The organism is Microbacterium sp. 77mftsu3.1 (assembly GCF_900100525.1).
Classification (GTDB): domain Bacteria; phylum Actinomycetota; class Actinomycetes; order Actinomycetales; family Microbacteriaceae; genus Microbacterium; species Microbacterium aquilitoris.
Genome location: NZ_FNCR01000002.1, coordinates 115,168 through 138,182, shown reverse-complemented (window position 1 = coordinate 138,182; position 23,015 = coordinate 115,168). Strand labels below are relative to the sequence as shown.

The window sequence follows — 23,015 nt, the reverse complement described above, 5'->3', positions numbered from 1 at the left end:
CGTCAGTGGCTGGTGCCGCGCGTGCCCGGCAGCGGCTTCGCCGCACCGGAGGCGAACCCTGACGCGGCCACCAGCGCCGCAATGATGAACAGCGTGTTCAGCAGACCGATGTGCGTGCTGATCAGGCCGAGGACCGGCGGCCCGCACAGGAACGCGACGTAGCCGATCGTCGCCGCCGCGCTCACTCGTGCCGCCGCGCGGGCCGGATCGTCGGCCGCCGCCGACATCCCGAGCGGGAAGCCGAGCGAGGCGCCGATGCCCCACAGGGCCGCGCCGACGAAGACGAGCGGCAGGTTCGGCGCCAGGATGAACAGCAGGATGCCGGCCACCGCCGTCACGGCGAGGACGCGAAGCGTCGCGACCCGGCCGAAGCGGTCGACGAGCGGGCCGCCGAAGACGCGCACGACCGTCATGGCGATCGAGAACACGGTCAGGGCTGCCGCGCCGAGCGCGAAACCGCCCTCGTGATCCTCGCTCACACCGAGGGCCAGCCAGTCGTTCGCGCCGCCTTCGGCGAACGCCATGCCGAGCATGACGACACCGAGGACGTAGGTGCGCGGCTCGCGCCACGCCGACAGTGCGGTCGCGAGTCGGTTGCGCCACCCCGTGGGTGCGTCCTCAGGCGAACCGAACTCCCGGTGCGGCACGTAACGGAAGGCGACGAACGCGAGGGCCACGATCGAGATCGCGATCACGGCGGTGTGGGGGAACACCGCGAGCCGCGCACTCGCGGCCAAGGCGCCGATGCCGGCACCGATCACGGTGCCGAGGCTGAAGAACGCATGGAACAGCGGCAGGATCGTCTTCTTCACCTCGACCTCGATCGCGGCACCGTCGACGTTCATGAGGACGTCGAGGGTGCCGTTGCCGAAACCGAACAGGGCGAGCCCGATGAGGACGAGGGGGAGGGACGGGATGACGTCGGTGCCGACGCCGATGAGGAAGAGCCCCACCGACAGGACGAGCATGACAGCGAGCATGCCGCGTCGGGTACCCATGCGTGCCGCGATCATCGAGGAGACCGAGAGGCCGATGATCGACGCGGCTCCCATGCCGAGCAGCAGGAGCCCGATCGTGGCGTTGTCAATGTCGAGCGCCGCCTTGATGGACGGAACCCGTGACGCCCACGTGGCGATGCTCAGACCGCTCGCGGTGAAGATCGCGAACACGGCGAGACGCCAGGTCCACAGGCGTGCGGAGGTGAGCTCGAGGGTCATAACGGTCACTCTAGCCAAATCTCCGAATCGATTCGACAAACGGATTCCGGCGGCTACGATCGAAAACATGAGCAGCCGCCGAGCGACGATCTCGGATGTCGCGCGCGAAGCCGGAGTGTCGGCCTCGACGGCATCCGTCGTCTTCAGCGGCAAGGTCGCCGTCTCGGACACGACCCGCGCGAAGGTGATGCAGGCCGCGGACGCGCTCGGTTACACGGGCCCCGATCCTCGCGCCGCCTCCCTGCGCACCGGCCAGGCCGGCGTCGTCGCGGTGCTGTTCCGCGAACGTCTCGGCGTCGCGTTCCGCGACCCCGTGACGACCGCCATGATGGACGGCCTCACCGACGCGCTCGGTCCGATCGGCGCCGGCATCCTGCTCCTCACCGACGAGGGGCCCGCCGAGTCCGGCCCTACGCTCACGACCGCCCCGCTCGACGCGGCGATCCTGCTCGGCTGCAACGAGATCCTGCAGTCCTCGGTCGACGTGCTCCGTCGCCGGGGCATCCCGGTCGTCGTGATCGAGGGGGATGCCGGATCCGACGTCCCCCGCGTCCTGCTCGACAACGTGGACGCGCAGCGCGCCGCGGCCGAGCACGTGCGCTCCCTGGGCCACGACGACGTCGCGCTCGTGACGCTGTCCACGGACGCCACGCGGGCCCGCGGCTTCATCGACGATTCCGCCCCGATCACCGTCGAGGTCACCCGCGACCGCCTGCGCGGCGCGCGAGAGGTCTTTCCCGACGCGCCGGCGTACGCGGTCAGTGAGAGCTCGATCGACGAGGGCCTCGCCGCGGGCCGGGTCCTGCTCGCCGGTGATCGACCGACCGCCATCATGGCGCAGAGCGACCTGCTCGCAGCCGGAGTTATCCGCGCAGCCGAAGAGGCCGGCCTGCGTGTGCCCGAGGACCTCAGCGTGACCGGTTTCGACGGCATCACGGTCGACGGTCTCGCGCCGTACGCCCTCACGACCCTCGAGCAGGATTCCCTCGCGAAGGGTCGCGCTGCGGGCGAGGCGGTCGTGGCGATGCTCGACGGGCGGGATCCGGCGTCCGTCACCCTGACGTGCACATTCCGCCGGGGGAACACAACCGGTCCGTTAACGGTCTGACCTGAGAGGCAACCGGGCGCCGCCTTTGCCTCAGCCGGTAGACTGAAATCCTCGACCCCCGATTGCGCAGAGGAGGCCAGGTTGCTGATCCTCCTCGCGGCGTTCGCGCTCGTCCCCCTGGTTCTGCCGACGCTCGTCGCCCGGTTGGGATCGCGCACCTTCCTCGTCGCCGCTCTCGTGCCGATCGCGGCGTTCCTCCACACGGCGATGCAGGCGCCGCAGGTCCTCTCGGTTGATATCCCGTTCGAGACATACGTCTGGATCCCCGATCTCGACGTCCAGCTCTCGATGCGGATGGACGTTCTCTCGTGGGTCATGGCGCTCATCGTCACCGGCGTCGGTGCGCTCGTGATGATCTACTGCCGCTGGTACTTCGCCGGCAAGCGCGAGGGCCTCGCGACGTTCTCCGCGGTCCTCCTGGCCTTCGCCGGCGCGATGTACGGACTCGTGCTCACCGACGACATCGTCGTGCTCATCATGCTGTGGGAGGTCACGAGCGTCCTCTCGTACCTGCTCATCGGCTTCTATCACCGCCGCGGCGCGAGCCGGCGCGCCGCCCTGCAAGCGCTGCTCGTGACGACCCTCGGCGGACTCGTCATGCTGATCGGCGTCGTCATGCTCGTCGTCCTCTACGGCACGACCAGCATCACCACGATGATCGAGACCGGACCCGTCTTCCAGGGCGGCGAAGCGGCCGCGCTGGATGCAGCGATCGTCATGCTCCTGGTGGGCGCCCTCAGCAAATCGGCCATCTTCCCGTTCCACTTCTGGCTGCCCGGCGCCATGGCCGCGCCGACACCGGTCAGCGCCTACCTGCACGCGGCGGCCATGGTGAAGGCCGGCATCTATCTCATCGCCCGGTTCGCGCCCGCGTTCGCCGACACCGACCCCTGGCGCCCGATCGTCATCGGCCTCGGGGTCTTCACGATGGTGCTCGGTGGCTTCCAGGCTCTCCGCGAATCCGACCTCAAGCGCATCCTCGCCTTCGGCACCGTCAGCCAGCTCGGCATGCTGACGGTCGTCCTCGGCTACGGCGAACGCAACAGCGCGCTCGCCGGCCTCGCTCTGCTCGTGGGCCACGCCCTCTTCAAGTCCGCGCTGTTCCTCATCGTCGGCGTGATCGACCGGCAGCTCAGCACCCGAGACATCACCGAGTTGTCGGGGGTGGGGCGGCAGGCGCCGACCCTCGCCACGTTCTCGATCATCGCGATCGCGTCGATGGCCGGCGTCGCCCCGACGGTCGGCTTCGTCGCGAAGGAGGCGGCTCTCACGTCCTTCCTCGAGGGTGGCGCGTCTCCCGCGGCCCTCATCCCGCTGATCGGCATCCTCGGCGGGTCGGCGCTCACGGCGGCATACGGCATCCGTTTCGTGTGGGGCGCCTTCTGGACGAAGAAGGATGCCTCGGGCTCGCCGCGCGAGCGCACCGAGTGGCCCGACCCGCCCATCGGCTTCCTCGTGGCCCCGGTCGTCCTCAGCGGTCTGACGATGGTCGCCGGCCTCGCGGCGCCCGTGCTCGATTCGGCCCTCGCCGGTTATGCCGACGGCATCCCGCTCGACGACGCTGGCACCGCGTACCACCTCGCCCTCTGGCACGGGTGGGAACCGGCGCTCTTCCTGTCGCTGGGGTCGATCGCGCTGGGTGCAGTCTTCTTCTGGGCGACGCAGCGACGTCCGCTCTCGGCGCGCATGCTGCCGTTCACCGCGAACGACATCTACAACCTGGCGCTGCGCGGTATCGCGAAGCTCTCGGTCTGGACGACGTCGCTGACCCAGCGCGGATCGCTGCCCTTCTACGTCGGCACGATCTTCGTCGTCTTCATCGCTGCCGAGGCCACCGCGCTCGCGGCGACGACCGAATGGCGCATCGCGGTCGACGCCTGGCAGAGCCCCGCGCAGCTGCTCGCCGCTCCCGTCATGATTCTGGCGGGCATCGTGGCGATCCGAGCGCGCAAGCGGTACACGGGCGTCGTGCTCGTCTCGGTGACCGGTCTCGGCATGGTGCTGCTGTTCGCGACGAGCGGCGCACCGGACCTGGCGCTCACGCAGATCCTCGTCGAGACGGTGACGCTCATCGCGTTCGCGCTCGTCCTCCGCCGCATCCCGGCTCGCCTGGGAGACCACAACGCCTCGGTGCTCCCGGTCGTCCGCGCCGTCATCGGCATCGGCGTCGGCGTCACGATGGCGGCGGTCGCCCTCATCGCGACGGGAGCACGCGTCGCCGACCCGGTCTCGGGCCCGTTCCCCGACCTCGCCTACGAGATCGGGCACGGCAAGAACGTCGTCAACGTGACCCTCGTGGACCTCCGCGGGTGGGACACGATGGGCGAGCTGTCGGTGCTCATCCTCGCGGCGACGGGCGTGGCATCCCTCGTGTTCGTCACCAACCGCTCCGACAGCCGGGTCCTGCCGTCGCTCCCGTCGAGCACGGGTCGCAGCCGTCGCCCGCTCGTCGAGACGGCCGACGGTCCTCGCCCCCGCTCGACCGCACCAGGTTCGACCCGGCAGGCGTGGCTCGTGGGCGGGCTCAAGGTGCGACCCGAGAACCGGTCGCTGCTGCTCGAGGTGATCGTCCGCGTCCTCTTCCACTCGATCATCGTCGTGTCGGTCTATCTGCTCTTCGCCGGGCACAACCTGCCCGGCGGAGGATTCGCCGGCGGTCTGGTCGCCGGTATGGCCCTCGTCATGCGCTACGTCGCGGGAGGGCGGTGGGAGCTGGGTGCGGCCGCGCCGACGGATGCCGGTCGGCTGCTGGGAGCGGGCATGGTCCTCGCGCTGTCGTGCGCGATCGTGCCGCTCTTCTTCGGCGCCGCACCCCTCACGAGTACGTTCTGGGAGGCGAACATCCCGGTCATCGGTCACGTCGAGTTCGTCACGTCGACGATCTTCGACGTCGGCGTGTACCTGGTCGTCATCGGTCTCGTGCTCGATGTGCTGCGCTCGCTGGGCGCCGAGGTCGACCGCCAGACGCAGGCGCAGCGGGATCGGGTGAGCGCATGACCGTCTCGCTCGTCCTCGTCATCATCATGGGTGCGCTGTTCGCCGCCGGGGTCTACGCGATGCTCGAGCGCAGCCTCACGCGCGTCCTCATCGGCTTCCTGCTGCTGGGCAACGCGGCCAATCTCTTCCTCCTGATCGTCATGGGCGCGCCGGGCGTCGCCCCCTTCTTCGGCAGCGCCAGCGAGGGCGAGACCTTCAGCGATCCGCTTCCGCAGGCCCTCTCACTGACGGCCATCGTCATCACGTTCGCGATCTCGTCCTTCCTGCTCGCCCTGATCTACCGGTCGTGGCAGCTCGGGCAGGCCGACACGGTCGCCGATGACGAGGCCGACCGCGAGGTGCGCGAGCGCGGCGCCCGCGACGAGGAGACGATGGACGACGAGATCACCGAAGAGGATGACGACGCCACGACCGACTTCATCGGGACGGAGACCTCCCCCATCCTGATCCTCCATGCGCAGGACATCGCCGAACTTCGCGACGACGCGGGCCTCGACAAGCCGGGAGGCCACCGGTGAGCGCGCTCGTCCCCCTCCTCGTCACCCTGCCGCTGCTCGGCGCGGGCATCGCGCTGATCTTCGGTCGCCGTCGGCGCGTGCAGGTGGGCGTCTCGATCGTGACCCTCACCGTGGCCGCCGCCATCGCCGCCGTGCTGCTCTACTACGTCGACGTGAGCGGGATGCCGCTGGCCGTCTCGGTCGGCGGGTGGCCGATCCCGTTCGGCATCGTCCTCTACGTCGACCGACTGGCCGCCCTGCTCGTGCTCGTCTCGAGCATCGTGCTCCTCGCGGTGCTGCTCTTCTCCGTCGGACAGGGTGCCGCCGACGGCGACGAGGAGACGCCGGTCTCGATCTTCCACCCGTCGTACCTGATCCTCGCCGCGGGCATCTTCAACGCGTTCATCGCCGGTGATCTCTTCAACCTCTACGTCGGCTTCGAGATCCTGCTCGTCGCCTCGTACGTGCTGATCACGCTGGGGTCGACGGAGTCCCGCATCCGCACCGGCGTCGTCTACATCGTCGTCTCGCTGGTCTCGTCGATCCTGTTCCTCGCCGCGATCGCGGCAATCTACGGCGCCCTCGGCACGGTAAACATGGCGCAGCTGGCCGACCGGATGGGGGAGCTCCCCGATGAGGTGCAGCTCGTCCTGCACCTGATGCTTCTGCTCGCCTTCAGCATCAAGGCCGCTGTCTTCCCGCTGTCGTTCTGGCTGCCCGACTCGTACCCGACCGCGCCGGCTCCCGTGACCGCGGTGTTCGCGGGATTGCTGACCAAGGTCGGCGTCTACGCGATGATCCGCACCGAGACGCAGATCTTCCGGGACAACGACGTGAATCAGCTGCTGCTGATCGTCGCGCTCGCCACCATGATCGTCGGCATCCTCGGCGCCGTCGCCCAGGCCGAACTCAAGCGCATCCTGTCGTTCACGCTCGTGAGCCACATCGGATACATGGTCTTCGGGCTCGCGATTGCGACGCCCGAATCGCTCGGCGCGACGGTCTACTACATGGTCCACCACATCGTCGTGCAGACGACGCTCTTCCTCGCGGTGGGGCTCGTCGAGCGGCGCGCGGGATCGACCTCGATCCTCAAGGTGAAGGGCCTCATGCGGGCCGCGCCCTTGTTGGCGGTGCTCTACTTCATCCCGGCGATCAACCTCGGCGGCCTGCCGCCCTTCTCGGGCTTCATCGGCAAATACGCGCTGTTCGACGCGGCCGCCGCGGTGGGCACGCCGATCATGTACGCCCTGATCGTCGCGGGGATCGTGACGTCCCTCCTCACCCTGTACGCCCTCATGCGCGCGTGGAACCTGTCGTTCTGGCGCGAGGAGGAGGACGCGAACGAGGAGTCCGGCGTCATCGACCGGATCTCGTACCTCGACGACGCTCCCGCCGCCGGTGTGCAGACCGAGCGTCGCGTCATCCCGAAGATCATGACGGCCTCCACGACGGGCATGGTCGCGGTCACGATCGCCCTCACCGTCTTCGCCGGGCCTCTCTACCACCTGTGCGCGAGCATGGGAGCATCGCTGCTGAACCCCGTGAGCCTCACGCAGCTGCAGGACGAGGTGAACGGTGGGAACTGACATCCGACGGAGTGCGCTGACCGGCATCTGGCGGCAGCTGCCGTTCTTCCTGTGGCTCATCGCCCTCTGGATGCTGCTGTGGGGGCAGTTCACGGTGCTCGCCTTCCTCACCGGCGTCGTCGTGGCCGTCTTCGTCACGAGCGTCTTCCGTCTGCCCCCCGTCGAACTGTCGGGACGCCTCAACCCGTGGTGGCTGCTCGTCTTCCTGCTCCAGTTCCTGGGCGCGGTCGTGAAGGGCTCCCTCGTCGTCGCGTGGCAGGTCGTCTCGCCGCGCAGTCAGCCCGGCGTCTCCGTCGTCGCCGTCCCGCTCGTGACCGACGACGACCTGATCATGGCGCACGTCGGGGTCACGGCATCCCTCATCCCGGGCTCGCTCGTCCTCGAGACCGACCGTGACCGGCGGATCCTGTACCTGCACGTCCTCGGAGCGTCGACGGATGCCGAGGTCGAGGCGCAGCGTCGCCTGGTGCAGCGGTGGGAGGCCCGGCTCGTTCGGGCCGTCGGGTCGCGGGCCCAGCTCGGCGCGATCCGCGCGTCGCAGGCGGACGTCCGGACCTCCGGGAAGGGAGAGCGCTCGTGACCGCCGTCCTCATCGTCGTGATCAGCGCCGTCTTCGGCGTGGCCGCGCTGCTCACGGTTTGGCGCATCATCGTCGGCCCGTCGATCCTCGACCGCGCCGTCGCCTCGGACGTCCTGCTGACGCTGCTCATCTGCGCCCTCGGGGCCGAGATGGCGATCAACCACCACACCCGCACGCTGCCGGTGCTCCTCATCGTCGCCGCGGTCGGCGTCTTCGGGTCGGTCTCGATCGCCCGCTTCGTCGCTCGTCGCGACTCGGAGGTCGACCGATGACCGAGATCCTCCACGTCGTGTCGCTGCTCCTGATCCTCGCCGGGGCTCTGCTCTGCCTCACGGCCGCGATCGGTCTGCTGCGGTTCCGCGACGTCCCGACCCGTCTGCACGCCGCGACCAAGCCGCAGGTGCTCGGCCTGTTGCTCATCGCGATCGCCGTCGGGCTCGAGCTGCAGTCCTGGCCGGTCGTCGCCTTCCTCGTCCCGGTGCTGCTCATCCAGTTCGCGACCGCACCGCTGTCGGCGCACATGGTCGGCCGGCAGGCGTACCGCAACGGCACGATCGACCGCCGGAACCTGCACGTCGACGAACTCGCCGACGCGAAGGAGACCCCGCCGGGAGCGGGCGGCTGACCCTCAGCCGATGAGGCTCGGCTGCAGGTCGCGCATGGTGCGCCGGAACGTCATCCGGGTCACGCCGGCCATGGCGACCAGCAGCGCGCCGACCAGCCACGTCGCGAGGACCGCGGCATCCGTCCATGCCCGCCCGGCGACACCGCCGTACATCACCTGCCGCATCGCGTCGACGACGAACCCCATCGGCAGCACGTGGTGGAGCGCCGCGAGCGGTGCCGGCAGCGTCTGCCACGGGAACGTGCCGCCCGCCGTGACGAGCTGCAGCACCATGAGGACGAGTCCGACGAACTGGCCCACCGATCCCAGCCAGACGTTGAGCGCCAGGATGATCGCCGCGAACGTCGCCGAGGCGAGCAGCAGGATGCCGAGGGTCGGCAGCGGATGCGTGAAAGAGAACCCCAGGGCGATCGAGAGCACGCCGAACAGCGACACCATCTGCACCGCGCCGAGGGCGGCCGGCGTCAGCCAGCCGGCGAGGGTCACGCGGATGGGGGAGCGGAGCGCCGTGACGGCCCGCTTCGAAATCGGCTTCACGATGAGGAAGAGCGCGTAGATGCCGATCCAGCCGGCGAGGGCGGCGAAGAAGGGCGCGAGACCGGCGCCGTAATTCTGCGCCTGGGTGAGGGAGTCCTCGGCGATCCCGACCGGGTCGGAGAGCGTCGCGGCCTGCGCCTTGCGGGTGTCGGCGCTGTCGTCGGGGAGCTTCTCGGCACCCGCGCGGAGGGCGTCACGCAGCGTGGCGGCGCCGTCGTCGAGCTTGTGGATGCCGGTCGCCAGGGTGTGCGCCCCGTCGTCGAGCTTGTGGGCACCGCTGTCGGCGCTCGCGACGCCGTCGGCGAGCGTGTGCGCTCCGGTCGCCGCGGTGGCGGCACCGGCGGCGAGCTTCGCGCTTCCTCGGGCGACCTGGGCGGCGCCGTTGTCGAGCGCGTCGATCTGGGCGACGGCCTGCTGGACGCGGGAGTCGAGTTCACCCACCCGCGTGCCGATCGGATCGACGACCTCGAGGACGTCCGCGATCTGCGCGTCGTCGAGCCCGCGCTTCTTCAGGGCCGCCGTGAGGTCCTTGCGCACGGTCGGCACGGCGGACGAGACGCGGTCGGCGGCCGATCCCACGCGGTCGGCGACACTGCGCAGCTTCGCCGTGCCTCCGGAGACCTGCTCGGCGCCCGACGTGAGCGAGGAGAGGCCGCTCGAGAGCGTGTCGACGCCCGACGCGAGCGACGCGGCGCCCGTGCGGAGCTTCGACGTCCCCGCGGCGAGGGTCCCGGCGCCGTCGGCGAGGGTGTCGGCGCCGTCACCGGCGCTTCCGAGCCCGTCGGTGAGCTTTCCGGCGCCGTCGGCGGCGTCGATGAGCTTGACGCGAACGGTGTTCAGGGCGTCGAGCATGGTCAGGCCGGCCTCGCGGACCACCTTCTCCGTGACGGTGGTCCGGATCCGCTGGACCGCCTGCGACCCGATGGTCGAGGCGAGGTAGTTGTTGGCGTCGTTCGTCGTCAGGTCGATCTCGGCCTGACGCGGGTCCTTCGACGAGATGGAGGCGACGGCGGAGGTGAAGTCGGCGGGGAGCGTGACGGCGAAGTCGAACGTGCCGTCATCCAGGCCCCGGTGGGCACCGGCGGCATCCACCTCATGCCAATCGAAGCTGCCGTCCTCGATCAACGAGTCGGCGACCTCGTCGCCGAGGTTGCGGTCGGCGCCGTTCAGCGAAGCGCCGTCGTCCTGCACGACGAGGGCGACCGGCACCTCCGACAGGTTTCCGTACGGGTCCTGGTTCGCCCACAGGTACAGGCCGCCGTAGAGGACGGGCACGAGGATGAGCGCGATCAGTGCGATGACCCGCATGCGGGTCGAGGTGAGGCGGCGCAGCTCGGCCGCGAACAGAGCGGGGATCTTCACGAGAGGATGCCTTCGGTAGACGTGGGGGTGAGCGGGCGGCGCCGGGGGCGAAGCGCCGAGGTGGGCCGGATGCGGGGCCTGCCGACGCGGCCGCGGGGGGCCGGCGGTTCGGCCTCGAGCGCGGTCGCCGCGGCGGTGCCGGCGATGACCAGGACCGCGAAGCCGCGCGCGGCGAAGTCCTCGGCGATGCGCTGCCAGTGCCGCGGGTCGCCGCCGTGACGGTCGGGCGAGACGAGGACGAGCGCCTCGATCCCGCGGCGCAGGGCGGCGAGTTCGAGCAGCATCCGGATGCGGTCGTCCGCCTCGAGCTGCCCGATGGGCGTGCGGGCGAGCGCCCGCCAGCCGTGGTCGTCGAGCCACCGCCGCGCCGAGAGCGGATCGGCGCGGCGACCGGCGAACATCAGCTCCTCCTCCACCACGCCGACGACGGCGATGTCGGGCGCCGGGTCGTTGACATCGGGGGCGTCGACGAGCGCCACGACCTTCCGCATCCGGCGAGGGCTGCGGCGGCCGTCGATCGTGACGGTGCCGGTGGCGGGGCGCATGCGGCCGCTCGCGATGAGACCGAGCACGGAGGGGCGCTGCTCGGTCTCGGCGGTGGTGAGGGTGACGCGACCGGAGGCGAAGGCGAGCCGGGTCGCCGGCAGGACGCCGCCGTTGCGTCCCTTCGAGACGTCGTCGAGCACAATCTTCATGCGCGGGCTCCTTCCAGCACCTCGTCGGCTTCGCGCCAGCCGAGACCGGCGACCCCGAGGATCGTCCGCACCGCGACCGAGGCGGCTTCGGGGCGACCGGTGTCGAGCCGGGTGATGACGGTGCGGGCCGCCTCCTCGACGAGCCGGGCGACCGTTGCCGCGGGCATGTCGGTGCGGATCGTGCCTTCGTCGCGCCCCCGCGTGACGATCGCGAGCACCCGGCGGCGGACGGGGGTCAGTACCGCGGCGGTCTCCTCGATGTGCGAATCGTCGAGGGCGACGGTCGCGGCGAACTGCACGTCGGCTGCGCCGTCCCAGAGGGCCAGGGCGAGGCGGGCGAGCGCGAGAGGGGCGGGACCGCTGTCGTCGACGCCGTCGGCGAGGGCGTTGAACCGCTCCGCGCCGCCGAGGATCATGGCGCGCAGCAGCGCGTCACGGTCGTCGAAGTGCCCGTAGAGCGCGCGTCGACTGAGCCCTGCGGCGCGCGCGATGGCGTCGATCGGGGCGTGGGGGTCGCGGGCGATGGTGGCCGCCGCCGCCGCGAGGATGTCGGCGCGGTTCGACGCGGCATCCTTTCGCGGACGACGCGGCGATGCGGTCGTGGTCACCCCACGATCGTACGAAGTTGCACAGTCGTGTGCAACTTAATTCAGCGACCTCTCAGTCGGCGCCGAAGTCGAAGGATGCCGAGTCGCCCGACTCGTCGATGGCACCCGCCAGCTCGTCGACCTCACCGGTGTTCCCCGTGATGGCCGCAGCGCCGCCCTGCTCGAGCTCGCCGACGAGCTCGGCGGTCGCGCCGCCGATCATGCCGAGCGACACGAAGTGCTCGAGGCGGGCCCGGGAGTCGGCGATGTCGAGGTTGCGCATCGTGAGCTGGCCGATGCGGTCGGTAGGACCGAAGGCGGCGTCGCCGACGCGCTCCATCGAGAGCTTCTCGGGGGAGTACGAGAGGTTGCGGCTCTCGGTGTTCAGGATCGTGTAGTCCTCGCCGCGGCGCAGGCGCAGCGTCACCGTGCCGCTGATGGCGGAGCCGACCCAGCGCTGGATCGACTCGCGCAGCATGAACGACTGCGGCTCGAGCCAGCGGCCCTCGTACATGAGGCGCCCCAGGCGCCGACCCTGCTCGTGGTAGGTCGCGAGGGTGTCCTCGTTGAGGATGCCGTTGACCAGGCGCTCGTACGCGATGAACAGCAGCGCCATGCCCGGCGCCTCGTAGATGCCGCGGGACTTCGCCTCGATGATGCGGTTCTCGATCTGGTCGCTCATGCCGAGGCCGTGGCGACCGCCGATCTCGTTCGCGGCCATGACCAGGGCCACGGCATCCGAGTACTCGACACCGTTGATCGCGACGGGGCGACCGGCTTCGAAGGTGACCGAGACGTCCTCGGTCTCGATCTCGACGGCCGGGTCCCAGAAGCGCACGCCCATGATGGGTTCGACGATCTCGAGCGACACGTCGAGGTGCTCGAGGGTCTTGGCCTCGTGGGTCGCGCCCCAGATGTTCGCATCGGTGGAGTACGCCTTCTCGACCGAGTCGCGGTACGGGAAGCCGTGTGCGACGAGCCACTCGCTCATCTCGGTGCGGCCGCCCAGCTCGGTGACGAAGTCGGCATCCAGCCACGGCTTGTAGATGCGCAGGGCGGGGTTGGCGAGCAGCCCGTAGCGGTAGAACCGCTCGATGTCGTTGCCCTTGTAGGTGGAGCCGTCGCCCCAGATGTCGACGCCGTCCTCCTTCATGGCCCGGACGAGCATCGTGCCGGTGACGGCACGGCCGATGGGGGTGGTGTTGAAGTAGGTGCGTCCGCCCGAGCGGATGTGGAAGGCGCCGCACGAGAGGGCGACGAGGCCCTCCTCGACCATCATCGGCTTGCAGTCGATGAGGCGGGAGCCCTCGGCGCCGTACTGCAGGGCGCGGCCGGGGATCGACGCGATGTCGTCCTCGTCGTACTGACCGAGGTCGCCGGTGTAGGTGAAGGGGACGGCGCCCTTGTCGCGCATCCAGGCGACGGCGACCGAGGTGTCGAGACCCCCCGAGAAGGCGATGCCGACGCGCTCGCCGACGGGCAGGGACTGAAGGACCTTCGACATGGTCCCCATCCTATCGAGGGGGCCGTGCCGCGATCGGCGCGGTTACGCGGGGGACCGTGTGGCGGAGATCCGCCCGACGCGCCGTGGGGCGGATGCCGGGGCCCGGCGCGGCGGCCGGGATCTCCGCCGTTCGCTCGACGGCGGATGTGAGTGCTCACATCCATGGAGGCGGGCGACGGAGGGGGACGTGGATGTCCTTCGGTGGTGGCACCCGCGTTACGCAAATGTTATCGCTCACAATCTAGCGCCGCGAGAAATGTGAAGGCTAACATTCGAGCAACCGGAGGCCACGGCGGCCCGGAACACCGGCGGTCAGCCGGACCCGAACAAGGAGGTTTTGGGATGAAGAAGACTGCTTTCGCAGCAGCGGCCATGCTGGGGGCACTGGCACTCGTCGTCACCGGATGCGCGGGCAACGGCGCACCCGGCGCAGGGGGCAACGGGGGTGGCGGCGACCTGATCACGGTCGGGTTCGCACAGACCGGTTCCGAGTCCGGATGGCGCGCAGCCAACACCGAGTCGATGAAGAAGGCGTTCTCGGAGGAGAACGGGTTCAAGCTGACGTTCAACGCGGCGGACAACAAGCAGGAGGCGCAGATCTCCGCCGTCCGCAACTTCATCAACCAGGGCGTCGACGCCATCGTCATCGCGCCGATCACGGTCGACGGCTGGGACGACGTCCTGAAGGAAGCGAAGGATGCCGGCATCCCGGTGATCCTCGAAGACCGCACGGTCTCGGCGAGTGACGACCTCTACGCCTCGTGGGTCGGTCTCGACTTCGAGCAGGAGGGTCGCACCGCGGGCGAGTGGGTCAAGGAGAACTTCGACGGCAAGGGCGCGAACCTGGTCGTCCTCGAGGGCACGACGGGTTCGTCCGCCGCGCTCGACCGTGCCACCGGCTTCGACGAGGCCATCAAGGGCACGGACGTGAAGGTGCTCGACTCGCAGACGGGTGACTTCACCCGTGACGGCGGCAAGAAGGTCATGGAGGGCTACCTCCAGAAGTACGGCAAGGACATCAACGTCCTCTTCGCGCACAACGACGACATGGGCCTGGGTGCTCTCGACGCCATCAAGGCGGCAGGTCTGACCCCCGGCAAGGACATCCAGATCGTCACCATCGACGCGGTGAAGGACGGCATGACCGCCCTGGCGAACGGCGAGTTCAACTTCATCGTCGAGTGCAATCCGCTCCTGGGAGAAAAGGCCGCCGACCTCGTCAAGTCCGTCGTCGACGGCAAGTCGGTCGAGAAGCGCACGATCGTCGAAGACCAGTCGTTCACGCAGGAGCAGGCCGCCGAGGTCCTCGACTCCCGCCCCTACTGATCGATCGCCACCCTCACGATCCTCAACGATCACCGAACCACCGCCGGGGACCGGATTCCGGTCCCCGGCGGTCATCACGGAAAGGCGCGCCTCATGGTCGATGTCGCAGCCACGCCGGCCTCGCCGGCCACCGCCCCGCAGCACGACGAGGTCGTGCGGATGCGGGACGTCACCATCCGGTTCCCCGGGGTCCTCGCGCTGGACCGGGTCGATCTGACGCTCCGCGCCGGCGAGGTCCACACCCTCATGGGCGAGAACGGCGCCGGCAAGTCGACGCTCATCAAAGCGCTCACGGGCGTCTACGCCATCAACGGCGGGACGATCGAGGTCGCCGGCGAGCAGCGCGTCTTCCGCTCGACCGCCGACGCAGAGGCATCCGGGATCTCCACGGTCTACCAGGAGGTCAACCTCTGCACGAACCTGTCGGTCGGTGAGAACGTCATGCTGGGCCGCGAGGTGCGGCGGGCCGGCTTCATCGACTGGCGCGCGACCCACCGCGAGGCGACGCGCTACCTCGCGGCCCTCGGGCTCGACATCGACCCGCACTCGGCCCTGTCGTCGCACTCCATCGCGGTGCAGCAGCTCGTCGCCATCAGCCGCGCGACGGTCGCCGACGCCCGCGTGCTCGTCCTCGACGAGCCGACCTCGAGCCTCGACCGCAGCGAGGTCGAGCAGCTCTTCACCGTCGTCCGGGGTCTCCGTGACCGCGGCGTCGCCATCCTCTTCGTCACGCACTTCCTCGACCAGGTCTACGAGATCTCCGACCGCCTCACGGTCCTCCGCAACGGGCAGCTGGTGGGGGAGTACCTGCCGGCCGAGCTGCCGCGCGGCGAACTCATCGCGAAGATGATCGGCCGCCAGCTCGACGAACTCGAGGCTCTCTCGCGCGCGTCCGAGCGCGAGATCGACCGCACCGCGACACCGGTCCTGCGGGTGGCGGGCCTCGGCCGCAAGAACGTCATCGAACCCGTCGACATGGAGGTGTACGAGGGCGAGGTCGTCGGCATCGCGGGTCTGCTGGGCTCCGGCCGCAGCGAACTCGTCCGCCTCGTCTACGGCGCCGACCGCGCCGACGCCGGTACGCACGAAGTGCGGGGGGATGCTGCGCGCATCACGAACCCGCGGAACGCGATCGACAAGCGCATCGCCTTCTCGAGCGAGGACCGTCGCGCCGAGGGGATCATCGCCGACCTCACCGTGGCCGAGAACATCGTGCTCGGCATCCAGGCCAAGCGGGGCGCCATGCGTCCCATCGGCCGCGCCGAGCGGGACGCCATCGTCGCCGAGTACATCTCGGCGCTCGGCGTCCGCCCCGCCGACCCGAACGCGCTCGTGCGCAACCTCTCGGGCGGCAACCAGCAGAAGGTGCTGCTCGCCCGGTGGCTCGCCACCGCGCCGCAGCTGATCATCCTCGACGAGCCGACGCGCGGCATCGACGTCGGCGCCAAGGCCGACATCCAGCGCAAGGTCGCCGAGCTGGCGGCCGAAGGCCTCTCGGTCGTCTTCATCTCCTCGGAGCTCGAGGAGGTGGTCCGCATCGCCCAGCGCATCGTGGTGCTGCGCGACCGTTCTAAGATCGGCGAACTGGACGCCACCGACGTGACGGTCGACGATCTGGTCGCCCTCATCGCGCAAGAGTCCGGCGAGACGACGTCGTCTCGCCTCAACCCGGAGACAGCGGCATGAACCCGACCCTCAAGCGCTTCCTGGCGCACCGCCTCGTCTGGCCGATCGCCGCACTTCTCGTGCTCGTGATCGTCAACACGATCGCGCGACCGTCCTTCATCTCGATCACGGTGCAGAACGGTCAGCTGTACGGCCCGTTGCTCGACATCCTGCGCAACAGCGCACCGCTCATGCTCGTCGCGCTCGGCATGACGCTCGTGATCGCGACGCGCGGCATCGACCTCTCGGTGGGCGCCATCATGGCGGTCTCGGGGGCGGTGGCCCTGACCGTCATCTCGAACTCCTCGTCGCCGGGGGACCTGTCGACCGTGCTCATCGCGATCGCGCTCGCCGTCTTCGTGGCGCTGTTGCTGGGGGCGTGGAACGGCTTCCTCGTCGCGGTCGTCGGCGTCCAGCCGATCATCGCGACCCTCGTGCTCATGCTCGCCGGTCGCGGTGTCGCCCTCCTCATCACGGGCGGCTTCATCACGACCATCACGAGCGCGCCGTACCGCTTCATGGCGCAGGGCTACCTGGTGGGCCTGCCGTTCGCCTTCTACGTCTCGGTCGTCGCGATCGTCATCGTCGCCGTGCTGCAGCGTCGCACCGCGCTCGGCGTCCTCACCGAGGCCGTCGGCATCAACCCCGAGGCCAGCCGACTCGCGGGCGTGCGGTCGCGCGGCATCATCTGGGGCGCCTACGCGGCGAGCGGCCTGCTCGCCGGATTCGCCGGCATCCTCTATTCGTCGAACATCATGGCGGCCGACGCCAACGCGGCCGGCCTCTACATCGAGCTCGACGCGATCCTCGCCGTCGTCCTCGGCGGGACGAGCCTCATGGGCGGCAAGTTCACGATCGCGGGCACCGTCGTCGGCGTCTTCACGATCCAGACGCTGAAGTCGACGATCACCTTCCTCGGCGTCCCGCCGGCGGTCAGCCCGCTGTTCCTCGCGATCGTCGTCGTCATCGTCGTGCTCGTCCAGTCCCCGCGAACGCGGTCGCTGGTCGCGAAGGGGGTCGATGCCGTCCGAGGCGGCGGCCGTCGCACCGTGGAGGTGGCCTCGTGAGCGCCGTCACCGCAGACCTCGGTCGCACCGGCGGGTTCGCCGACACGATCCAGCGCTTCCGCAGCCGGCACGCCTCGTGGGTGCCCGTGTTCGCCGCCGTCGTCATCCTCGTCGCGATGCTCATCGGGGCGCAGGCCTACTTCGGCAACTTCGTCACGCCGCGTGTGCTGTCGGCGCTCCTGCTCGACAACGCGTACCTGCTGATCCTCGCGGTCGGCATGACCTTCGTCATCCTCACCGGCGGCATCGACCTGTCGGTCGGCGCGGTCATGGCGTTCACCGGGATGCTGGGGGCGAGCATGCTGAGCCAGGGCACACCGGTCGCGATCGTCATCCCGGTCATGCTCGTCCTCGGTGCGCTGATGGGACTGTTCGTCGGGGTGCTCGTGCAGTACTTCGGGGTGCAGCCGTTCATCGCCTCGCTCGCGGCGATGTTCGCGGCGCGGGGGCTCGCGTTCATGGTGAGCCTCTCGTCGATCCGCGTCGAGGAGCCCGCGATCCTGTGGCTCCAGTCGACCCGCATGCAGGGCGGCCCCGGCAGCTTCTACCTCACCCCGACGGGCATCCTCGCGCTCGTCGTGGTGGTCGTCGGCATCCTGATCCTGCAGTTCACGCGGTTCGGGCGCACGATCTACGCGATCGGCGGCAACGAGCAGTCGGCGCGCCTCATGGGCCTCCCGGTCGTGCGGACGAAGCTGCTGGCATACGTCATCAGCGGGGTGTGCGCGGGGCTCGCGGGTGTCGTCTTCACGGCGTACACCGGGGCGTCCTACCCGCTGAACGGCATCGGGACCGAGCTCGACACCATCGCCGCGGTGGTGATCGGCGGCACGCTGCTCACGGGCGGCAGCGGGTTCGTGCTCGGCTCGATGATCGGCGTGTTCGTCTACGGCACCATCAAGACGGCGATCTCGTTCCTCGGCGTCGACCAGTCCTGGACGCGCATCACGATCGGCGCGTTGCTGCTCGTCTTCGTGGTCATGCAGCGCCTGCTGGTCGCGCGGACGGCGCGAACGTCACGGTGATGTCAGGCGTGAACCTCGGGGGAGGCTCACCGCGGGCATGATGGTCCGTATGGATGCGCGCGAAGCAGCGGTCGCGCCGGTCGTGGAAGTGACCGGCGCGACCGTTCGCTTCGGCGCCGAGACGGTGCTCGACGCCGTCGACTTCCGGCTGCTGCCGGGCGAGGTCCACTCGCTCATGGGCGAGAACGGGGCGGGCAAGTCGACGCTCATCAAGGCGATCACGGGGGCGCTCCGCCCGGATGCCGGGACGATCCGCGTCGGCGGAGAGCCGGTGCACTTCGCCTCGCCCGCCGATGCCCTCGCGGCCGGGATCAGCGCGGTCTACCAGGAGATCGATCTGCTCCCGAACCTGTCGGTCGGCGAGAACGTGCTGCTGGGGCGCGAGAGTCGACGCTTCGGAGCGATCGACTGGCGTGAGACCCATCGCCGAGCGGGGGCGATCCTCGAGGGCCTCGGACTCGACATCGACCCGCGGACGCGCCTGTCAGGTCATTCGCTCGCCGTGCAGCAGCTCGTCGCGATCGCCCGCGCGATCTCGGTCGACGCGCGTGTCGTCGTGCTCGACGAACCGACCTCGAGCCTCGACCTCGATGAGGTCGCCGAGCTCTTCCGCGTCATCCGCGAGCTGACCGTGCGCGGGGTCGCGGTGCTGTTCGTCTCGCACTTCCTCGACCAGGTCTACGAGATCTGCGACCGCATCACGGTCCTCCGCGGCGGGCGCCTCATCGGCGAGTACGTCCCCGCCGAGCTCCTGCGCATCGACCTCGTCGAGAAGATGCTGGGCCGCGGTGCCGACGAGATGGACGTCCACCAGAGGGAGGATGCCGCGGCATCCGTCCCCGTCGCGCTCGCCGGACGGGGACTCGCCTCGGGTACCGGGCTCACCGACGCGACCGTGTCGATCGGCGAGGGCGAGGTCGTCGGGCTCGCGGGGCTGCTCGGGTCGGGCCGCAGCGAACTGGCGCGTGCCCTCACGGGCGTGGACCGACCGGATGCCGGTGTCCTCGAGGTCCGTGGTGCTCCCGCCCACCTGCCGACCCCGCGCCGGGCGATCGGTCAGGGCATCGTCTACTCGTCCGAGAACCGCCGGACCGAGGGGATCATCGGCGAGCTCAGCGTGCAGGACAACATCACCCTCGCGCTGCAGGCCGATCGCGGCATCCTGCACCGGCTCGGCAACGCGCGCCGCCGGGAGCTCGCGATGAGCTGGATCGAGGCTCTCGACATCCGCCCCGCCGACCCCGACCGGCCGGCCGGCACGCTGTCGGGCGGCAACCAGCAGAAGGCGCTGCTCGCTCGGCTGCTCGCCCTGTCACCGCGCGTCCTGGTGCTCGACGAGCCGACCCGCGGCATCGACGTCGGAGCGAAGGTCGAGATCCAGCGGCTTGTCGCCGACCTCGCCGACAACGGACTGTCGGTGCTGTTCATCTCGGCCGAGCTCGAAGAGGTGCTGCGCGTCTCGAACCGCATCGCCGTCATGCGCGCGGGCCGCCTCGTCGACACGATCCCGGCCGACTCGTTGACCGTGGACTCGCTGCTCGCGCTCGTCGCCCGCCCCGAGGACGAGTCGTGAGCGACGAGCGCGGCGCGAAGTCCGCGAACATCTTCGACGTCGCGCGCCTGGCGGGGGTCTCGCACCAGACGGTGTCGCGGGTCCTCAACGACCTGCCGAACGTGCGGCCCGCGACGCGGGCCCGGGTCGAGCAGGCGATGGCGCAACTGCGCTACAGCCCGTCGCCGGCCGCCCGCGCGCTCGTCACCAAGCGCACGCGAACGATCGGCCTCGTCACCCCCGGCACGGCGGACTTCGGGCCGACGTCCATAGCCATGCACTTCAACGTCGCCGCCCGCGTGGAGCGGTACTCCGTCGACTCGGTGACCGCGCCCGACACGGATGCCGCCAGCATCCGCTCGGTCGTCGAGGGACTGCTCCGCCAGCGCGTCGACGCGATCGTCCTGGTCGTGACGGACCTGGGTGTCCTCGAGGTCGTGCGCGGGCTCGACCTCGGTGTGCCGATGGTCGCCGCGGCGGCGACCCAGCGGCGTCACCCGCAGCTCGTGTCCATCGACCAGTACCGGGGGGCGCGGGCGGCCGTCCGGCACCTCGCGGAGCTGGGGCACCGTCGCATCCTCCACATCGCGGGCCCGCCCCGCAATCCCGACGCGATCGAACGCATCCGAGGCTGGCGCGACGAGCTCGCGGCCCATCAGCTCGCGGTCGCGGAGCCGCCGCACGGCGACTGGACGGCGGCCAGCGGTGCCGAGATCGGCCGGACCCTCGACGTCGCCCGAGGGGATGCGGTCTTCGCGGGCAACGACCACATGGCGATCGGCCTGCTCTCCGCCCTTCGCGCGCGAGGGCTGCAGGTGCCGGAGGACGTCGCCGTCGTGGGCTTCGACGACGTGCCCGAGGCGGCCTACCTCTCGCCGCCGCTGACGACGGTGCGGCAGGATTTCCGCGCCCTCGGCGAGCTGATGATGCAGAAGGTGCTCCTCGCCGTCGAAGAGCCCGACGGCCTCACCGAGGACACTCCGCTCCCGACGCACCTGATCGTGCGGGAGTCGTCCCGCCGCTGAGCGTCGGCTCAGGCCGGGGCGGGGACCCGAGGCGCGCGGGTGCGCAGGCGCCCGACCCCGACGACGAGCGAACCGACGACGACGAACGCTGTCGAGATCCCGACGACGTACGCGCCGACCCCGCCCCACCCGTTGATGCCGTTCGGGTCGAGGAACGGATAGGGGTACCAGAACGCCACCCCGTCGGTCGGGTCGATCACGAGGGGTCCGCGCACGAGCGTGTATCCGATCCAGGCGATCGGGACGGCGAGGATCACGATCACCGCGCGCCATGGAAGGGCCCGACGGGTGGGGGCGAGGAACAGGTCGAGCAGCAGGAACAGCGGCGCGACGACATGCACGATCTCGTTCGCCCAGGCGACGTGATCATCCGACGTCGGATAGCCGCGCAGCAGCAGGTTGTAGACGACGCCCGTGATGAACAGGTAGCTCGTCGCGGCGGCGAGTCCGAGCGCGACCCCCGCCGGCTCGCGCTGCTCGTGGTGCGGCCGCATCCAGAACCAGACGACAGCGGCCAACAGGGCGAGGGCCCCGACGATGTTCGACAGGATCGTGAAGAAGCTGAAGAAGTTGGCGATCGTCGTCGCGACGTCGCGGTCCTGCGAGATCGCGGTACGGACGGTCGTGATGAATTGGGCCACGACGGCGACCATGATGGTGGCCGCCGCGACGAGCCTCAGCGCCGACCACACCGTCGGCCACGTTCGGGTACGCATGACCGAACCCTAGCGCGCGCCGCGCCGCCTCAGGCGGCGCCTTCCCGCGGGTGCGTTCCGCGTCCCCATCGGGCTCCCGCGCGGAAGATCCCGGCCCCGATCGCGACGACGGCGAGGACAGCGGCGAGGCCCAGCATCCCGGTGACGACGTCCCACATCGTCAGCCGGATCAGCCACACGATCGTCCACACCGTCGCGGCGGCGCCGATGCAGCGGGCGACGGCGCGAGCACGCACGATCGCCGCCAGGAGCGCGAGCACCCAGACGGCACCTGCCAGGAAGCCGGTGAACTCCTCCGTCAGGACCCGCAGCCAGATCGCGTCCGACGGGCTGCCGGGCGGCACCTCGAAGAAGAGGTGGAAGAAGACGAGGATGCCGGTCGTCATCGCCGCGGTCGCAGCTGCCGCGAGGCGCGCCCGGACGGGGGTGAGTATGGCGAGGAGGGCGAAGTCCGTCATCGTCACCGTCGTGATCGCGCGGGGACCGGCGAGCGGGTCGAGCTGGGCGTAGACGAACGCCCCGACGCCGGCCACGGCCGTGGCCGCGAGGGCGATGCGCGCCGCCCGCGCGGCGCCGCACAGGATCAGGACGAACGCGATCACCCACAGCCCGGCGGGCACGAGTCCCGGGCTCGCCTGCAGGTCGAGGTTCTGTCCCTCGGCGGGGAGGCGCCAATCCACGCGTTCGCCGAACCCGCTGAACACGGCGAACATCACGGCGAGGGCGAACCCGGTGGCTGCGGATGCCGTGGCGAGGGCTTCGCGGGCGGGGTGCGGCATCCACCCCAGGATGCGAACGGCGAGGCCGCTCCGCATCAGCGCGATGCGCTCGCCGCGGGAGGGTTCGTCTCGTCCCTGCGCCTCGGCTTCGTCGAGCAGCGTGCCGAGAATGGCCTCGCCGTGCCGTTCGCGCCACGAGGAGGGGTACGCGCGGAGCGCGCGGCGCCAGGGGGTGTCGTCGATCGTGGTCACAGGGCGCCTCCGAACGCCGGGCGCAGCGCGAGGCGGCGTCGGGCTTCGGCCACGGTCACCTCGCGTCGGGCGACCTCCTCGGCGAGCAGATCGACCCCGTCGGGGGTGAGTTCCACGTACCGGCGGACGCGCCCCTGCACGCGCTCCTCTCGGGCGATGCGGATCGTGCCCTCCTTCTCGAGGCGGTCGAGGGCCGCGTAGAGGGTCGCGACTTTCAGGCGGACGTGGCCGCGGGAGACGCGGTCGACCTCTTCGATCAGCGCGTAGCCGTGCTTGGGGCCGTCGGCCAGAGCCGTCAGCATGAGGAACGTCGGTTCCCGCATCTCCTGCGTCATGGGGCGACCATACTCTGACAGGCATAGTATCCGCC

21 protein-coding genes are annotated in these 23,015 nt (G+C 70.2%); 13 read left to right on the top strand and 8 right to left on the bottom strand.

Going from position 1 to position 23,015, the window contains the following annotated elements:
* Positions 1–2: 2 nt before the first annotated feature.
* A complete protein-coding gene (locus BLR68_RS05540; RefSeq protein ID WP_018187836.1) occupies positions 3–1,217 on the bottom strand; it encodes an MFS transporter in 1,215 nt (404 codons plus the stop codon).
* A gap of 67 nt (positions 1,218–1,284) precedes the next feature.
* On the opposite strand from BLR68_RS05540, the gene BLR68_RS05535 reads away from it, so the two are divergent.
* The 7 genes from BLR68_RS05535 to mnhG all read left to right on the top strand — a co-directional run bounded on the left by BLR68_RS05535 (position 1,285) and on the right by mnhG (position 8,613).
* Entirely contained in the window at positions 1,285–2,325 is a 1,041-nt protein-coding gene (locus tag BLR68_RS05535; RefSeq protein WP_018187837.1) for a LacI family DNA-binding transcriptional regulator, read from the top strand.
* Between the two features lie 81 nt (positions 2,326–2,406).
* The gene (locus BLR68_RS05530) at positions 2,407–5,322 is read left to right on the top strand and encodes a Na+/H+ antiporter subunit A (RefSeq protein ID WP_018187838.1); all 2,916 of its coding nucleotides are present in this window, start codon (positions 2,407–2,409) and stop codon (positions 5,320–5,322) included.
* On the top strand, positions 5,319–5,840 hold the full coding sequence (locus BLR68_RS05525; RefSeq protein WP_018187839.1) for a Na(+)/H(+) antiporter subunit C: 522 nt from the start codon (positions 5,319–5,321) through the stop codon (positions 5,838–5,840). Before BLR68_RS05530 ends, BLR68_RS05525 begins: the two co-directional genes overlap by 4 nt.
* The gene (locus tag BLR68_RS05520) at positions 5,837–7,408 is read left to right on the top strand and encodes a Na+/H+ antiporter subunit D (RefSeq protein WP_018187840.1); all 1,572 of its coding nucleotides are present in this window, start codon (positions 5,837–5,839) and stop codon (positions 7,406–7,408) included. The genes BLR68_RS05525 and BLR68_RS05520 overlap by 4 nt, the downstream gene beginning before the upstream one ends.
* Positions 7,398–7,988 (top strand): Na+/H+ antiporter subunit E, encoded by a 591-nt coding sequence (locus BLR68_RS05515; RefSeq protein WP_018187841.1) that lies wholly within the window; start codon positions 7,398–7,400, stop codon positions 7,986–7,988. Before BLR68_RS05520 ends, BLR68_RS05515 begins: the two co-directional genes overlap by 11 nt.
* Positions 7,985–8,260 (top strand): MrpF/PhaF family protein, encoded by a 276-nt coding sequence (locus BLR68_RS05510; RefSeq protein WP_018187842.1) that lies wholly within the window; start codon positions 7,985–7,987, stop codon positions 8,258–8,260. The genes BLR68_RS05515 and BLR68_RS05510 overlap by 4 nt, the downstream gene beginning before the upstream one ends.
* Complete coding sequence (gene mnhG, locus BLR68_RS05505; RefSeq protein WP_018187843.1) at positions 8,257–8,613, top strand: monovalent cation/H(+) antiporter subunit G; 357 nt, start codon at positions 8,257–8,259, stop codon at positions 8,611–8,613. Before BLR68_RS05510 ends, mnhG begins: the two co-directional genes overlap by 4 nt.
* Positions 8,614–8,616: 3 nt before the next feature.
* Here mnhG and BLR68_RS05500 read toward each other — a convergent pair whose 3' ends face one another.
* Genes BLR68_RS05500 through argG form a run of 4 tightly spaced genes read right to left on the bottom strand, consistent with a single transcriptional unit; the run spans position 8,617 to position 13,298 of the window.
* On the bottom strand, positions 8,617–10,512 hold the full coding sequence (locus BLR68_RS05500) for a YhgE/Pip domain-containing protein (RefSeq protein ID WP_018187844.1): 1,896 nt from the start codon (positions 10,510–10,512) through the stop codon (positions 8,617–8,619).
* Positions 10,509–11,207: a hypothetical protein gene (locus tag BLR68_RS05495; protein WP_018187845.1), complete on the bottom strand. Its 699-nt coding sequence runs from the start codon at positions 11,205–11,207 to the stop codon at positions 10,509–10,511. The genes BLR68_RS05500 and BLR68_RS05495 overlap by 4 nt, the downstream gene beginning before the upstream one ends.
* Positions 11,204–11,815 (bottom strand): TetR/AcrR family transcriptional regulator, encoded by a 612-nt coding sequence (locus BLR68_RS05490; protein ID WP_018187846.1) that lies wholly within the window; start codon positions 11,813–11,815, stop codon positions 11,204–11,206. The genes BLR68_RS05495 and BLR68_RS05490 overlap by 4 nt, the downstream gene beginning before the upstream one ends.
* A 52-nt stretch (positions 11,816–11,867) precedes the next feature.
* Positions 11,868–13,298, bottom strand: a complete 1,431-nt coding sequence (gene argG / locus BLR68_RS05485; protein WP_018187847.1) for an argininosuccinate synthase — start codon at positions 13,296–13,298, stop codon at positions 11,868–11,870.
* Between the two features lie 342 nt (positions 13,299–13,640).
* On the opposite strand from argG, the gene BLR68_RS05480 reads away from it, so the two are divergent.
* The 6 genes from BLR68_RS05480 to BLR68_RS05455 all read left to right on the top strand — a co-directional run bounded on the left by BLR68_RS05480 (position 13,641) and on the right by BLR68_RS05455 (position 20,958).
* Positions 13,641–14,624: an ABC transporter substrate-binding protein gene (locus BLR68_RS05480; protein ID WP_018187848.1), complete on the top strand. Its 984-nt coding sequence runs from the start codon at positions 13,641–13,643 to the stop codon at positions 14,622–14,624.
* Positions 14,625–14,717: 93 nt separating this feature from the next.
* Positions 14,718–16,310 (top strand): sugar ABC transporter ATP-binding protein, encoded by a 1,593-nt coding sequence (locus tag BLR68_RS05475; RefSeq protein WP_018187849.1) that lies wholly within the window; start codon positions 14,718–14,720, stop codon positions 16,308–16,310.
* Positions 16,307–17,356, top strand: a complete 1,050-nt coding sequence (locus tag BLR68_RS05470) for an ABC transporter permease (RefSeq protein ID WP_018187850.1) — start codon at positions 16,307–16,309, stop codon at positions 17,354–17,356. The genes BLR68_RS05475 and BLR68_RS05470 overlap by 4 nt, the downstream gene beginning before the upstream one ends.
* The gene (locus BLR68_RS05465) at positions 17,353–18,381 is read left to right on the top strand and encodes an ABC transporter permease subunit (protein WP_018187851.1); all 1,029 of its coding nucleotides are present in this window, start codon (positions 17,353–17,355) and stop codon (positions 18,379–18,381) included. The genes BLR68_RS05470 and BLR68_RS05465 overlap by 4 nt, the downstream gene beginning before the upstream one ends.
* Before the next feature lie 49 nt (positions 18,382–18,430).
* Complete coding sequence (locus BLR68_RS05460; RefSeq protein ID WP_018187852.1) at positions 18,431–19,954, top strand: sugar ABC transporter ATP-binding protein; 1,524 nt, start codon at positions 18,431–18,433, stop codon at positions 19,952–19,954.
* Positions 19,951–20,958 (top strand): LacI family DNA-binding transcriptional regulator, encoded by a 1,008-nt coding sequence (locus BLR68_RS05455; RefSeq protein WP_018187853.1) that lies wholly within the window; start codon positions 19,951–19,953, stop codon positions 20,956–20,958. Before BLR68_RS05460 ends, BLR68_RS05455 begins: the two co-directional genes overlap by 4 nt.
* Before the next feature lie 8 nt (positions 20,959–20,966).
* Here the strand turns inward: BLR68_RS05455 and BLR68_RS05450 are convergent, their stop codons facing one another.
* From BLR68_RS05450 to BLR68_RS05440, 3 genes are read right to left on the bottom strand one after another with little or no spacing between them, the layout of a single operon-like run.
* Positions 20,967–21,674, bottom strand: a complete 708-nt coding sequence (locus tag BLR68_RS05450) for a Pr6Pr family membrane protein (RefSeq protein WP_040570582.1) — start codon at positions 21,672–21,674, stop codon at positions 20,967–20,969.
* A gap of 29 nt (positions 21,675–21,703) precedes the next feature.
* A complete protein-coding gene (locus BLR68_RS05445) occupies positions 21,704–22,645 on the bottom strand; it encodes a hypothetical protein (protein WP_018187855.1) in 942 nt (313 codons plus the stop codon).
* Positions 22,642–22,980: a PadR family transcriptional regulator gene (locus BLR68_RS05440; protein WP_018187856.1), complete on the bottom strand. Its 339-nt coding sequence runs from the start codon at positions 22,978–22,980 to the stop codon at positions 22,642–22,644. The genes BLR68_RS05445 and BLR68_RS05440 overlap by 4 nt, the downstream gene beginning before the upstream one ends.
* Positions 22,981–23,015: the final 35 nt, after the last annotated feature.

Bases quoted from the DNA above. Each gene is read 5' to 3' on its own strand.
- BLR68_RS05525 (WP_018187839.1), top strand. From the start codon at position 5,319: ATGACCGTCTCGCTCGTCCTCGTCATCATCATGGGTGCGCTGTTCGCC.
- BLR68_RS05450 (WP_040570582.1), bottom strand. From the start codon at position 21,674: ATGCGTACCCGAACGTGGCCGACGGTGTGGTCGGCGCTGAGGCTCGTC.
- BLR68_RS05495 (WP_018187845.1), bottom strand. From the start codon at position 11,207: ATGAAGATTGTGCTCGACGACGTCTCGAAGGGACGCAACGGCGGCGTC.
- mnhG (WP_018187843.1), top strand. From the start codon at position 8,257: ATGACCGAGATCCTCCACGTCGTGTCGCTGCTCCTGATCCTCGCCGGG.
- BLR68_RS05440 (WP_018187856.1), bottom strand. From the start codon at position 22,980: ATGACGCAGGAGATGCGGGAACCGACGTTCCTCATGCTGACGGCTCTG.
- BLR68_RS05535 (WP_018187837.1), top strand. From the start codon at position 1,285: ATGAGCAGCCGCCGAGCGACGATCTCGGATGTCGCGCGCGAAGCCGGA.
- BLR68_RS05470 (WP_018187850.1), top strand. From the start codon at position 16,307: ATGAACCCGACCCTCAAGCGCTTCCTGGCGCACCGCCTCGTCTGGCCG.
- BLR68_RS05480 (WP_018187848.1), top strand. From the start codon at position 13,641: ATGAAGAAGACTGCTTTCGCAGCAGCGGCCATGCTGGGGGCACTGGCA.
- BLR68_RS05540 (WP_018187836.1), bottom strand. From the start codon at position 1,217: ATGACCCTCGAGCTCACCTCCGCACGCCTGTGGACCTGGCGTCTCGCC.
- BLR68_RS05475 (WP_018187849.1), top strand. From the start codon at position 14,718: ATGGTCGATGTCGCAGCCACGCCGGCCTCGCCGGCCACCGCCCCGCAG.
- argG (WP_018187847.1), bottom strand. From the start codon at position 13,298: ATGTCGAAGGTCCTTCAGTCCCTGCCCGTCGGCGAGCGCGTCGGCATC.
- BLR68_RS05460 (WP_018187852.1), top strand. From the start codon at position 18,431: ATGGATGCGCGCGAAGCAGCGGTCGCGCCGGTCGTGGAAGTGACCGGC.